The sequence below is a fragment of the Mesoterricola sediminis genome (assembly GCF_030295425.1).
In the GTDB taxonomy this organism is placed as follows: domain Bacteria; phylum Acidobacteriota; class Holophagae; order Holophagales; family Holophagaceae; genus Mesoterricola; species Mesoterricola sediminis.
Map to the genome: position 1 here is coordinate 4,172,459 of NZ_AP027081.1, position 12,778 is coordinate 4,185,236.

Annotated in this window: 12 protein-coding genes, 1 tRNA gene and 1 pseudogene; 11 read left to right on the plus strand and 3 right to left on the minus strand. The window is 68.9% G+C overall.

All coding sequences use genetic code 11. The annotated features are described in order from the left end of the window. Positions 1 to 10: 10 nt before the first annotated feature. Positions 11 to 87 (minus strand) — tRNA-His (locus tag R2J75_RS18120). A gap of 212 nt (positions 88 to 299) precedes the next feature. On the opposite strand from R2J75_RS18120, the gene R2J75_RS18125 reads away from it, so the two are divergent. From R2J75_RS18125 to R2J75_RS18155, 8 genes and pseudogenes are all read left to right on the plus strand, one after another. Further along, positions 300 to 1,814 carry a Do family serine endopeptidase gene (locus R2J75_RS18125; protein ID WP_243334587.1) on the plus strand — a complete coding sequence of 505 codons (1,515 nt, stop codon included), beginning with the start codon at positions 300 to 302 and terminating at the stop codon, positions 1,812 to 1,814. A gap of 91 nt (positions 1,815 to 1,905) precedes the next feature. Beyond that, positions 1,906 to 3,603: a hypothetical protein gene (locus R2J75_RS18130; RefSeq protein ID WP_243334588.1), complete on the plus strand. Its 1,698-nt coding sequence runs from the start codon at positions 1,906 to 1,908 to the stop codon at positions 3,601 to 3,603. A 2-nt stretch (positions 3,604 to 3,605) separates the two neighbouring features. Then, positions 3,606 to 4,901: a hemolysin family protein gene (locus tag R2J75_RS18135; protein WP_243334589.1), complete on the plus strand. Its 1,296-nt coding sequence runs from the start codon at positions 3,606 to 3,608 to the stop codon at positions 4,899 to 4,901. Then, the gene (locus R2J75_RS18140; protein ID WP_316410747.1) at positions 4,885 to 5,721 is read left to right on the plus strand and encodes an NTP transferase domain-containing protein; all 837 of its coding nucleotides are present in this window, start codon (positions 4,885 to 4,887) and stop codon (positions 5,719 to 5,721) included. The genes R2J75_RS18135 and R2J75_RS18140 overlap by 17 nt, the downstream gene beginning before the upstream one ends. A gap of 9 nt (positions 5,722 to 5,730) precedes the next feature. Then, positions 5,731 to 6,723, plus strand: a complete 993-nt coding sequence (locus R2J75_RS18145) for a phosphotransferase (RefSeq protein ID WP_243334591.1) — start codon at positions 5,731 to 5,733, stop codon at positions 6,721 to 6,723. 115 nt (positions 6,724 to 6,838) lie between these two features. Next, a pseudogene (locus R2J75_RS18150) lies at positions 6,839 to 7,563 on the plus strand (IS5 family transposase); the annotation flags it as partial. Positions 7,564 to 7,702: 139 nt separating this feature from the next. Next, positions 7,703 to 8,137, plus strand: a complete 435-nt coding sequence (locus R2J75_RS20015) for a GxxExxY protein (protein ID WP_394365862.1) — start codon at positions 7,703 to 7,705, stop codon at positions 8,135 to 8,137. A gap of 25 nt (positions 8,138 to 8,162) precedes the next feature. After that, complete coding sequence (locus R2J75_RS18155; protein WP_316410748.1) at positions 8,163 to 9,398, plus strand: IS4 family transposase; 1,236 nt, start codon at positions 8,163 to 8,165, stop codon at positions 9,396 to 9,398. Positions 9,399 to 9,700: 302 nt separating this feature from the next. Here R2J75_RS18155 and R2J75_RS18160 read toward each other — a convergent pair whose 3' ends face one another. Beyond that, positions 9,701 to 10,093: a SprT-like domain-containing protein gene (locus R2J75_RS18160; RefSeq protein ID WP_243332737.1), complete on the minus strand. Its 393-nt coding sequence runs from the start codon at positions 10,091 to 10,093 to the stop codon at positions 9,701 to 9,703. Positions 10,094 to 10,204: 111 nt separating this feature from the next. Between R2J75_RS18160 and R2J75_RS18165 the strand changes: the two genes are divergently transcribed. Beyond that, complete coding sequence (locus R2J75_RS18165) at positions 10,205 to 10,597, plus strand: VOC family protein (RefSeq protein WP_316410749.1); 393 nt, start codon at positions 10,205 to 10,207, stop codon at positions 10,595 to 10,597. Here R2J75_RS18165 and R2J75_RS18170 read toward each other — a convergent pair whose 3' ends face one another. Then, entirely contained in the window at positions 10,598 to 11,038 is a 441-nt protein-coding gene (locus tag R2J75_RS18170) for an Lrp/AsnC family transcriptional regulator (RefSeq protein WP_243332733.1), read from the minus strand. A gap of 123 nt (positions 11,039 to 11,161) precedes the next feature. On the opposite strand from R2J75_RS18170, the gene R2J75_RS18175 reads away from it, so the two are divergent. After that, the gene (locus R2J75_RS18175; protein ID WP_316410751.1) at positions 11,162 to 12,118 is read left to right on the plus strand and encodes a TolB family protein; all 957 of its coding nucleotides are present in this window, start codon (positions 11,162 to 11,164) and stop codon (positions 12,116 to 12,118) included. A gap of 122 nt (positions 12,119 to 12,240) precedes the next feature. Further along, positions 12,241 to 12,777 (plus strand): hypothetical protein, encoded by a 537-nt coding sequence (locus R2J75_RS18180; RefSeq protein WP_243332729.1) that lies wholly within the window; start codon positions 12,241 to 12,243, stop codon positions 12,775 to 12,777. Position 12,778 lies beyond the last annotated feature (1 nt).

A 12,778-nucleotide genomic window follows, 5' to 3' on the forward strand; every position in this document is an offset into this window, starting at 1 on the left:
GCCTTCGATCTGGGGCGGATGATGGGACTCGAACCCACGACACCTGGAATCACAATCCAGTACTCTAACCAACTGAGCTACATCCGCCGTTGGACTGGACAGAATACCCTGGCCGGGCCGGTTTGGAAAGCCTGAATGGGCGGACCCCCGGTCCTTCCGTTAAACGCTCCGGTTTTTTCCCCGTCTATACTAGGTGCCGCGGCTCCCCCGCTCGCAGGAACCTATTGCAGTTTTTGAACATCCAGTATCCGTAATCCCGCTTCCCGGCCCGGGCAGGGCACCTTTCGCGAGGACCATCTATGAAACGTCACATCAAGCAACTCTTCATGCTGTCCGCCTTCGCCGGCGCCTGCATGGCCGTAGGCATGGGTCTCAGCTACCACTGGGTGGCCAAGGCCCAGGAAGAGCAGCCCGTGACGGTGGACGCCAAGGGTCTCGACCGCCTCCCCCCCATCGCGGAGGTGGCCGACAAGCTCAACCCCACCGTCGTCTCCATCACCAACACGAGCTTCGTCAAGACCCGCGGGCGCGGCGGCGAGAACCCCTTCGGCGACGATTTCTTCAACTGGTTCTTCGGGCCCCAGCGCCCCGGCCAGCGCGCCCCCCAGGAGGAGGAGCAGCGGGTCCAGGGCGCCGGCTCCGGCGTCATCATCAGCCCCGACGGCGAGATCCTCACCAACAACCACGTCATCGACGGCGTGCGCGGCTCCGACACCCAGATCGAGGTGAAGACCTCCGACGGGCGCTCCTTCAAGGCCACGATCCTGGGCAAGGACAAGGAACTGGACATCGCCCTCATCAAGATCGACGCCAAGCACCTGCCCTACGCCAAGCTCGGCGACAGCGACGCCATGCGCATCGGCGAGTGGGTGGTGGCCATCGGCAACCCCCTGGGCCTGGAGCACACGGTCACCCAGGGCATCATCTCCGCCAAGGGCCGCCAGCTGACGGGGCCCGGCCTCGAGTCCTTCATCCAGACCGACGCCGCCATCAACCGCGGCAACTCCGGCGGCCCCCTGCTCAACCTGCGGGGCGAGGTCATCGGCATCAACACCGCGATCCGCCCCGACGGCCAGAACATCGGCTTCGCGGTGCCGGTGAACATGATCAAGCGCATCATCCCCGACCTGAAGTCCGGCAAGCCCGTCAGCCGTGGCTACCTGGGCGTCGGCACCCGGCCCATGGACGCCGAGTTCCAGTCAAGCCTGGGCATCAAGGAGGGCGCCGTCGTTTCCAACGTGGACCGGGGCACCCCCGCGGACAAGGCCGGCATCCAGCGCCTGGACGTGATCACGGGCGTGGACGGCCAGAAGATCCGCAGCGGCGATGAGCTGGTGGCCGCCATCGCGGGCCGCCGCGCCGGGGAGTCCGTCACCGTCACCGTCTGGCGGGAAGGCAAGTTCAAGGACATCAAGGTCGTCCTGGGCGACCGCCGCGACCTCCAGAAGGGCGACGCCGACGAGGAGGAGAGCGCCCCCGCCCCCGAGAACGACTCCAAGGGCGGCGAGAAGACCCTGAACCTGGAGAAGTCCTACGGCTTCACCGTGGAGGCCCTGAGCCCCGCCAACCGCCACCAGTTCGGCATCCCCAACGACGTCAAGGGCGTCGTCGTCACCTACGTGGCCACCCGCTCCGGCGCGGCCGACAAGGGCCTCGCCCCCGGCCTCGTCATCACCGCCGTCGGCCCCAGGGACGTGGAGGACCTGGCCCAGTTCAACGCCGAAGTGAAGAAGGCCGGCGGGAAGAAGCCCCTGCTCCTGCTCGTCAAGGCCCACCGGGGCGGCGCCATCACCCTGGCCATCCCCCCGCGCTAGGGCTTCGCCTTCCGACGCGACTGCCGGGAATCTTTCCCGGCAGTTTTTTTACATAGGCGCTATCTTAGAGTGGCATTTCCAAGGATCGCACATGGGCAAGCGTCTCCTCGTGGTGGACAGCGATAGGAGATTCATCCAGGATCACAAGGCCCAGTTGGAGGCGGCGTTCGAGGTGGACTTCCTGTTCACCACGGAAGGGGCCCTCACCCAGCTGGAATCCGGCGAGTACGGCGCGGTCCTCCTCTGCGTCGAGACCAGCGACAACAAGGGCTACGGCCTCTGCCTGGCCATCCGCCGCACCCCGCCCCCGGGGGACCTGAAGATCGCCCTGATCAGCGCCAAGGCCTCCGAGGAGGAATACGCCCGCCACCGCCAGACCAAGGGCAGGGCCGACCTCTACCTCCACAAGCCCATCGTCTCCAGCCTCCTCATCCCGGCCCTGGCGGACCTGGTGCCCATGCGGGAGGTGGATCCGGACAACCCGCTGGGCGACCTGGCCGGTGTCGACCTGGGCGAGGAGTGGCTGGAGAGCCTCCGGAGCGAGCTGGAGCTGCCCGCCGCCCCCGCGCCCGCCCCGGCGACCCCGGCCGCCCCCCAGGCCATCGCCCCCGCCCCAGGCTGGTCGGCGCCCGTCCCCCCCGCCCGCAACGAAGGCGAAGTCGAGCTGCTCATCTGGCGGGTCAAGGATCTGGAGCAGAAGCTGGCCCACCACTTCGACGAGGCGGCCCGCAAGGACGAGGAGATCGAGGCCCTGCGCCAGGCCAGCGCGGCCGTGACCCGCAACCTGGACGAGGCCCAGCTCGGCCTCCAGGCCTCCGAGACCCACCGGGAGCGCGCCGAGGGCCTGGAACGGGAGGCCGAACGGCTCCGGGAGGACCTCCAGGACGCCCTCGACGAGCAGAAGCGCCTCGTGGAGCAGCTGGACGAATCCCAGGAGGCCCTCGCCGAGAAGACCCTCTCCCTGGAGACCCTGCAGGCCGCCCAGGACGTGGCCCAGGAGCGCCTGAAGGACCTGGAGGAGGCCCATGGCCAGCTCCAGGCGCGGCTGGAGGAGGCCGAGGCCGGGGCCGGACAGGTCCAGGCCCTGGAGGCCGCCCTGGCCGAGGCCCGGGAGCACGGCGCCGCCCACGAGGCCCGGGCCGCCGGGGCCGAGGGCCGCGCCGGGGACCTGGAGCGGCGCCTGGAGGAACTCGAAGCCCGCCTCGCGGAGCGGGAGGCCCAGGCCGCCGAGACGGGCGCCCAGGCCGAACGGCTGAAGACGTTGGAGGCCGAGCTGGCCTCCGCCCAGGACCAGGTCAGCTTCCAGGACCTCACCATCCACAACCTCGTGGAGGAGCGGAACCGCCTCCGGGAGGAGCGCGACCGCCAGGACGAGGCCCTGCAGGGCCAGGGGGCCGAGACCCTCCTCCTCCAGGAGAAGGTCGCCCTCCTGGAAGGGGCCTCCCGCGACGCCGCCGAGGAGCTGGAGCGCCTGCGCGAGCTGCGCGGCTCCCTGGAGGCCGCCGTGTCCCGCCTGGAGGCCCAGGCCGACGCCTCCGAGACCGCCCACGAGGCCCAGCGCATGGAGCTCATGGCCGGCATCGACGCCCGCGACGGCCAGCTCGGGGCCCTGGGCGCCGAGATCGAGGCCCTGAAGGACCGGGTCGCCGCCGTCGAGCGCGAGAAGGCCGAACTGGCCGACCTCGTCCACGGCCGCGACGCCCGCCTCGACACCATCAACGCCGTCCTCACGGAGCTGGAAGCCAAGGCCCGGCAGGCCATGGACCTGGCCAAGTCCGTCTCGCGCTGATCATGAATCCAGGCGCCCTGATCGCCACGCCCCTGCTCATCCTGGCCACGGCCTTCTTCGTGGTCGCGGAGTTCGCCGCCGTGCGCGTGCGCAGCACCCAGCTCGAGGGCCTCCTCGACGAGGACCCGCGCGCCGCGGGGGCCCTGGAGGTGCACCGGAACCTGGACCGCCACCTCTCCAGCATCCAGGTGGCCATCACCCTGCTCACCATCAGCCTCGGCGCCGTCGGCGAGGACGTGTTCGTGAAGGCCTTCCGCCACCTCTTCGGGCTCACCCCGTGGCCGCGGGCCGGCTGGATCGCGGGCACCGTCCTCGGGATCGTCCTCATCACCCTCCTGCAGGTGGTCCTCGCCGAGCTCCTGCCCCGGGGCGTGGCCATCCGGAACGCGCAGGCCTGGGCCCTGCGGACGGCGGGCCCCCTCCTGATGTGGTCCAGGGCCATCTACCCCGTCACCCGCCTCCTGACCGGCCTCACCCACGGCCTCGAGCGCGCCCTGCACATGCCCGCCGAACCCGAGGAGTCCGCCCCGACCGAGGAGGAGCTGCGCAGGATGCTCAGCCGCAGCGGCATGAAGATCAGCCGCAAGGAGCTCATCGGCAACCTCTTCGACTTCTCCCGCCGCACCGTGAAGGAGGTGGCGGTCCCCCGGACCCAGGTGGCCTGCTTCGACGTCCAGCGGAGCCTCGGGGAGAACCTCGCCCTCGCGCGCACCTGCCCCAACACCCGGCTCCCCCTCGTGGACGGGGACCTGGACCACGTGCTCGGCGTCATCCACCTGCGGGACCTGCTCTGGGCCCTCAACGAGCGGGGCGAGGACCTGGACCTGCGGTCCGTGGCGCGCCCGGCCTTCCTCGTCCCCGAGATGCGCCTGATCCAGGACCTGCTGCTGGACTTCCAGAAGCGCCAGCAGCACCTGGCCCTCGTGGTGAACGAGCACGGCGGCGTCGACGGCCTCGTGACCCTGGAGGACGTGCTGGAGGAGCTGGTCGGCGAGATCCAGGACGAGTTCGACCGGGAGGTGGTCAACCTCCGGCGGACCCGGAGCGGCGCCTGGCTCGCCCAGGGCAACGTCGCCCTGGAGGAGCTCGAGGACCACCTGGGCCTCCGCCTCGAGGCGGAGGCGGGCTCCGTGAGCCTCGGCGGGTTCTTCCAGGAGCGCCTGGGGCGGATCCTCCGCGCCGGGGACGAGCTGCGCACCGCCGGATGGCGCATCCGGGTGCTGGAGATGCGGGGCATGGCCCCCCGCAAGTTCCTCCTCAAGCCCCTGCCCGAGGAGGACCATGCCGGAGACGATTGAGGGCTTCATCCTGGCCGCGGGCCTGGGCACGCGCATGGGCCCCCTGTCCAGGGCCCTGCCCAAACCCGCCTGGCCCCTCAAGGGACGCTCCGTCCTCGCCCACGGGGCCGACAGCCTGCGGCGCGCGGGCCTGGTCCGCCTGGCCTGCAACGCCCACCACCTGCCCGGGCCCCTCCGCGCCGCCGCGGCGGAGGCGGACGTGGAGGTGTTCGAGGAACCCACCCTGCTGGGCTCCGCCGGCGGCCTGCGCCACGCCCGGGGACGGGCTGCCGATCCGCTGGCCGTCTGGAACGGGGACATCCTGGCCGATCCCCCCTGGGCCCGCTTCCTGGAGGCCCACCGGGCCCTGGGCGCGGACCTCAGCTGGCTCCTCGTGCCCCACCCCGGCGGCCCCTGGAACCCGGTCTGGCTTTCCCGGGAGGGCCGCATCCTCCCGCCGGGCGAGACGGGCGAGGGACCCTACCACTTCTGCGGCCCCGCCCTCTGGGGCCCCCGGGCCCTGGCCCTCCTGCCCGACGAGGGCCCCGCCGACACCAAGGCCCACGTGCTCCCCCACCTGGACCGGGCCTTCGGCATCGTGGTGGAGCCCTTCCCCTTCTGGGAGATCGGCTCCCCCGACCAGCTCATCGAGGCCGCCGGCCGCGTGGCCCCGGAGGCGGAGGGGCGGATCCCCGGCTCGTACGTCCACCCAACGGCCGAACCTCCTGCCGTACTGACCCGCTGCGTCCTGGGGCCGGGGGCCCGGGTTCCGCCCGCCGTGCGGGACCGGGACGCCTTCTGGTTCGAGGAAGGGGGTAACCTTGTGCGGCTGGCGCTATAGACTGTATCCATGAACGCCGTGCTCCAGACCGTCCTCGACCGCTGGGGGTGCAGGAACCCCGTCCCCCTCTCCGGCGACGCCGGCCTGCGGCAGTACTTCCGGGTCCAGCACCCCCAGCTGGGCACGGCCCTCGTCGTCCTGTACCCGCCCCCGGCCGACCCTTCGGGCAACGAGGACCCCTACTTCGAGTACCGGGCCCTCCAGGCCTACCTGGACCCCGTCGTCCGGGTGCCCACCACCATCCAGCACGACGACGAACTGCGCGCCATGCTCGTGGAGGACCTGGGCGACACCACCCTGGAAAAGCGGCTCACCGAGCACCCGGAGGAAGAGGGCGCCTGGGCCGCCCAAGTCGCCTCCCTCCTCGGCACATGGCTGGGCCTCCTCACCGAGGGCGCGCCCCCGCGGGCGTTCTTCATGCTGCGCCGCTTCGACCTGGCGAAGTTCGAGTTCGAATGGGCCTTCTGCCGCGATCACTTCTTCGGCGACTTCCTCCAGAAGGACCCGCCCCTGTGGCTGGACCGCTTCATGGACGAGGTCCACCGCGGCCTCGATTCCCGCAGCCACAGCCTGGCCCACCGGGACTTCCACGTGCGCAACCTCATGGTGCGGGGCGACCGCCTCGTGACCCTGGACTTCCAGGACGCGCGCAAGGGCGCGGCCACCTACGACCTGGCCTCCATCCTCTTCGACGGCTACTGGGACTGGTCCCCCGAGGCCCAGGGCATCCTCGTCCGCGGCGCCATGGACGAGCTGGGCTGGAGCGAGACCCTCCTGTGGGAGGAGCTGAACCTCAGCGGCCTCCAGCGCAACCTGAAGGCCCTCGGGACCTTCGGCTACCAGGTGGTGCGCCGGGGCAAGCCCTGCTTCGCCCCCGCCATCCCCCGCACCCTCCGCCACGTCCTCGGCCACTTCCAGCGCCTGCACCACGGCGAGGGCGTCCTGGCCGCCGAGCACTGGCTCCGCCTGGCCGAGAAGCGCCTCCTCAAGACGGTGGATTAGGCTGTGTTCGGAATCTAGAGATTAGATAATTAGTTAACTTGTACTCATACGTAAAGGCTCGTACACCACGAATTTTCCTGGGGTAACGATGCCGAGACGTTTCCTGACCGATGCCATGTGGGCAAAGCTTGAACCGCTCCTTCCGCCAGAGCGTGGAGGGATGGGGCGATCCCGTCACCCCAACCGTCCCATGGTGGAGGCGATCCTGTGGAGGCACAGGACTGGGGCGCCGTGGAGGGACCTGCCGGAGGAATCTGGACCTTGGACAAGCGTGTACACGCGATTTGAGGCCTGGACCAAGCGCGGCGTGTGGCAAAGGATCCTGGAGTTCCTGCGCAAGGAAGCCGACCTGGAGTGGGTCATGCTGGATGGCACCATCCTTCGCGCTCATCAACCTTCAGCAGGCAAAAGGGGGGGCTCTGGAACCAGGCGCTCGGACGATCTCGGGGTGGATGCTCGACCAAGATCCATTTGATCTGCGATGCCCACGGTAATCCTTTGGATTTCCTGGTCACTCCGGGGCAAGCCCATGAAAGCCGGTCTGCTGAAGGATTGCTGTGCGGTTGGCAGGCAGAGTACGTGTCCGGAGATCGGGCCTACGATGGGAACCCGGTAAGGAAGGCGATCGAGGCCATGGGTGCGACAGTCGTCATCCCACCTCATCCCCGGCGCAAGAATCCGGCGGCCTGGGACGCACACCTATACAAGGCCCGCCATGCCATCGAGCATGGGTTCGCCAAGTTCAAACAGTTCAGGGCGCTGGCCGCCAGGTTCGACAAAACGGCGCGAAGTTTCTCAGCCCAGGTGGCTTTGGCCTGCATCGTGATCTGGCTGAGGCTATGAGCGGAGGGTGACAAGCGTTCCGGATCCTCATTGATCCTATGAAACGCGGAGGCGCGGAGGATCTCGCAGAGGGTCGCGGAGGAAAGCGCTCCTGGAACCTGCCACCTCCCAATGACACGTCCCAACGGGAGGCGTGATGGGAAGGCATTGGGGAGAGGTCGACGGGGAGGATCATCCGCACAAGGAGATCACCCAGGCCATCATCGGGGAGGCCATCGAGATCCAGAAGGCTCTGGGGCACGGACTCCTGGAGGATCCCTACAAGGTCTGTCTGGCGCACTCCCTGAGACTGGCCGGCCATAAGGTGAAGCGGGAGGTTTTCCTGGATATCGAGTGGAGGGGGCTTGTGGGCTTGATCCTTTCTCCGCGAGCCTCAGCGAGATCCTCCGCGCCTCCGCGTTCCAATAGGATGCTGCGAATGCGCGGCGCCATCAGGCACTGCAGCACAGACTCACTATTCCAGCTCCTCCATGCTCCGGCACGGATGGGTATTAGCCATTACTATCCTAGATTACGAACACACCCTAGCCACAATACTGTCGGTACAAGCCTTGCCAAGACGCCTCGGTAGCCTATAGTTGCAAGAAGAGGCGACCATGGCGAGGACTGCGGCGACGCTCCCGGCAGGGAGTCGGATCACCGATTACATGAGCTTGGGGGTAGTGGCAAAGACCTTCCCCCGAACCCACGTTGACGATGTTTTAAAACGCACAGGCAAGACCGGTGCGCGGCAACGGGACCTCCCCGCCCATGTCGTCGTCTACTACGTGATCGCTCTCGCGTTATTCATGCAGGCTTCCTACGGTGAGGTGCTGAGGTGCCTGCTGGAAGGCGTCCAATGGTTGATGGACAAGGCTGTCGAGCCGAAGGTCTCCCACAAATCCAGCATTTCCCAGGCCCGAATTCGGCTTGGTTGGGAACCGATGAAGGTGCTTCACGACGAGATCGTCAAGCCTATCGCGACGCCTCAGACACGGGGTGCCTGGTTTCGAAACTGGCGGCTGGTGAGCATTGACGGAAGCACCCTTGATGTTCCAGATGAGGCTGAGAACGAGGCAGCCTTCGGATCCATAGAGTCATCACGAGGCAAAGTCGCATTCCCGAAGGTCCGGTTTGTTTGCCTCTGCGAGCTTGGGACCCATGTGATGTTCGGGAGCTGCGTAGATTCCTATGAGGTCGGAGAGGTTGCCTTGGCGGAGGACGTGTTACCCCTGCTCGAACCAGGGATGCTCTGCCTGGCCGATCGCGGATTCAATTGCTTCAAGCTATGGAAGTTGGCCCAAGGAACCGGGGCTGATCTCCTTTGGCGCCTGCGTAAGGACATGAACCTGCCCAGGGAGAAGCAACTGCAGGATGGAAGCTACCTGAGCACCTTCTACGAGTATTGGTATGACCGGAAGAAGTCCACGAATGGAATTCGGGTCCGCGTTGTGGAATACACCCTGGAGGGGATGGAGGGAGCGGAACCGATCTACCGCCTGGCGACTACCATCCTCGATCCAGAGAAAGCCCCAGCCAGGGAATTGGCTGCCCTCTATCACGAGCGATGGGAGATCGAGAGTGCGTTCGATGAATTGAAGACCCATCTCCGGGGTCGCCAGGTAACCCTTCGAAGCAAGACGCCTGACCTGGTCAGACAGGAGTTCTACGGGATGATGATGGCCCACTTTTCCATCCGCGGCCTGATGCATGAAGCGGCCCTGAAGGGGGATGTCGATCCCGATCGTTTATCGTTCCTGCACGCAGTTCGGGTGATTCGCCGCAAGCTGACGCGTTTCGCGTCTCTCCCCCCCTCGGGAAAGGCCAGCATTCCATCAGAGCGTCCTATCTGAGCTGCTGAGCGAACCTGCAGGCTGTAGCCGCGACCGGATGAATCCCAGGGCCATCAAGAGGAAAATGAGCAACTGGCCGACCCGACTACGAAGTCGGGCCGGGACAAGGCGAGTCGAATTCGAAATCGAGGTCCTGGAGACACCTCAGCCCCGGCACCGGAACCCCAAAGGGCATCGCCGGCGGCCTCGATGATTCATTGTACCGACAGTATTGACCCTAGCCATCCCTGATTGGACCTTCCGAACACGCCCCAGGGCAGCGTCCCCGACGCGCGCCTGGGCGGCGTCGTCCCGGGCCGCCTTCAGGGCTCCTCGTGCCCGATGCCGTGGGTGATGGCGGAATGCTGGAAGGCCTCCCAGGCCAGCTGGCGGAAGCGGTCGGTGTGCCCGAAGTCCACGCCCTCGGCCCAGAGCTTGTAGTGGATGAGCTCGTGCTCGAGGATGCGGCGCACCACCTCCTCCGGGGTGCGGCAGTGGCAGCCGCAGACCTGCACGGGCCACGCGCGGTCGCGCCGGCGCAGCAGCGGAATCGACAGGCGGATCTCCGGATGCCACACCCCGCGCCGGTCCTTCTCCACCACGAAGAGGCCCGCGCAACGGCTCATGCGGGGGGACCACACGATGGGACAGGGGCGCAGGTCCCAGCCCGCGGCCCGGAGGATCGCCTGGGCCTGGTGACGGACGGTGACGAGCATCCTTCGATTATGGAAGGTTCCGGCCGGATTGGGCAGGATGACGGCTTTCCGGCAACCTGCCAGTCGCATCCAGCGACCGGCCCGGCAATCCTGGTCGAGGAGGTGGCCTTCATGCCCCACATCGCCCACGTGGCCCTCTGGACCCGCGACCTGGAAGGGCTGGCGGCCTTCTACGCGGAGGTCCTGGACGCCCGGGTGGGCGAACGCTACGAGCACCCCGCCCACGGCTTCGCCTCCCGCTTCCTCGCCTTCGACGGCGGCCCGACCCTGGAGCTGATGGAGACCCGCCAGCTGACCCTGGAAACGGCCCCCCCGGGCGCCCAGCGCCTGGGCCTCACCCACTTGGCCTTCTCCCTCGGCTCCCCGGAGGCTGTCGATGCCCTCACGGCGCGCCTGGCCGCCATGGGCCGCCCGGTGCTGGACCGGCCCCGCACGACGGGGGACGGGTACTACGAAAGCACCGTCCTGGACCCTGACGGGAACCGCCTGGAGCTGACGGTGTAGCTACCGCCGGTCGAAGCGGGGCGCCAGGACCAGGAGGGTGCGGGTGCAGGCCACGCCGGGCATCCGGGCCAGGTCGTCCCGGAGGCGGTTCAGGTCCTCGAGGCGCTCCACCTCCACCTGGAGCACCAGGTCGATGTCGCCGCTCACGGAATCGGCCACCCGCACCTCCGGGAAGGCCTCCAGGAGCTTGACGGCGCGGTCGTGGCTGGGGCCGCTGCCGTTCACCAGGAGGTAGGCGCGGATGCCGGGCCGCTTCTCCACGCCCAGGCGCAGGGTGTAGCCGAGGATGACGCCCTCCCGCTCCAGGCGCCGGAGACGCGCCTGCACGGCCGAGCGGGACAGGCCCACCCGGGCGGCCAGGGTCACCTGGGTCAAGCGGGCGTCCGCGCCCAGTTCGGCGAGGAGGCGGCGGTCCATGTCGTCCAGGTCGCGCTTGGGCATCCCGCATTCTGGCGTTCTGCCGGCGGTTTGGCAACTTGCCGGCTACACCTTGGCCCCTTTTTCGCGAACCCTGAAGGTCAGACGGGTCCGTCCGTCACTTGTCAGAATCCGATCGAGGCCTCCATGCACCCCAGGTTCCACAGTCCCCTTCCGGTCCGCCTGGCCCTGGCCGCCGCGGCCCTGGCCCTCGTGGCCGGATGTGGGGGCGGTCCGGCCAGCCAGGCCTCCGCCCCGCCCCCCGCCTACGAGGTGATCTTCGATGGCCAGAACCCCGACGGCTCCCGGATGCTGTACTACGCCCGGCCGGAGGGCGGCGCCCCCCAGGTGCTGGGCCGTGGCTACCTGGGCACCCGCCCCCAGGCCCGTCCCGACGGCCTGGCCCTCGTGTACGCCAGCCTCCCCACGGAAACGGCGCCCATGCAGCTCATGCTGGTCACGGACCTGAGCCAGCCGGCCCTCCGCCTCTCCCCCCCGGGCGTCGGCGAACGGGAGGGGGCCTGGTCCCCGGACGGCACCCGCCTCGCCTTCCACTCCCAGCAGGACGAACCGGATGGGGACATCTTCGTGGCCCGCCTCCGGGACGGAGCGCTGGAAGGCCGGACCAACCTCACGCCGCGCCAGCCCGGCGATCCCGAGATCTCCCCCGACGTCACCCCCGCCTGGTCTCCGGACGGCACCCGCCTGGCCTTCACCTCGTACCGCTCCGGCAGTCCCGCCCTCTGGGTGATGGCCGCCGATGGGACCCAGGCGCGGCAGCTGACGCCCACGAGCGCGACCCACGGCGACTACTTCCCCACCTGGTCCCCCGATGGCCAGTGGATCGCCTTCCAGCGCCTCTCCCAGGACGCCGCCCGCATCGGCCTCCTGCCGGCCGATGGCGGATCGCCCGCCTTCTTCGACTTCGACGGCCGGGCCTACGCCCCCTCCTGGTCTCCTGACGGCCAATGGATCGCCTTCAGCGGGCTCCGGGACGGGGAGACCGACATCTACCTCCAGGCCCCCCACAGCCCCGAGCTGCGCCGGATCGTCCGCCCCGGTGTCGACCAGGGCCCCAGTTGGATGCGCCGGCGCACCCCCTGAGCCGCCCGGCCTGACCGGAGTCCCGGCCCCGAGCCCCTTCCGGCTCCCCGGCGCCCCGCGCCGGCGGGAGCCCCCCGGGCGGGCCCCGCCCTGCCCCCAACCCACCCCCCAATGAGGTGAACATGACCCTGACCCGCCCCTTCCTCCTGGCCCTCCTGGGCGCCGCCGTGGCCCAGGCGGGCACCCCCGACGCCGTCCTCCGCCGCGGCGCCTACCTGGTCCAGATCGGCGGCTGCAACGACTGCCATACCCCCCTGAAGCTGGGCCCCCGGGGCCCCGAGCCCGACCTGGCCCGCATGCTGTCGGGCCACCCGGAGGCCCTGAAGATGCCCCCGGCCCCCGTCCTGCCGGAGGGGCCTTGGGCGGTGACCATGGCCGCCACGTCCACCGCCTTCGCCGGCCCCTGGGGCGTGAGCTATGCGGCCAACCTGACCCCCGACAAGGAGACGGGCCTGGGCGCGTGGACCGAGGCCCAGTTCCTGCAGATGATCCGCACCGGCCGCCACCTGGGCCAGGGCCGCCCGGTGCTGCCCCCCATGTCGGTGCACAGTCTCCGGGCCGCCACCGAGGCGGACCAGAAGGCCCTCTTCGCCTACCTGAAATCCATCGCCCCGGTGTCCAACCGGGTGCCCGCCGCGACCGAACCCACGGTCCCTTGAG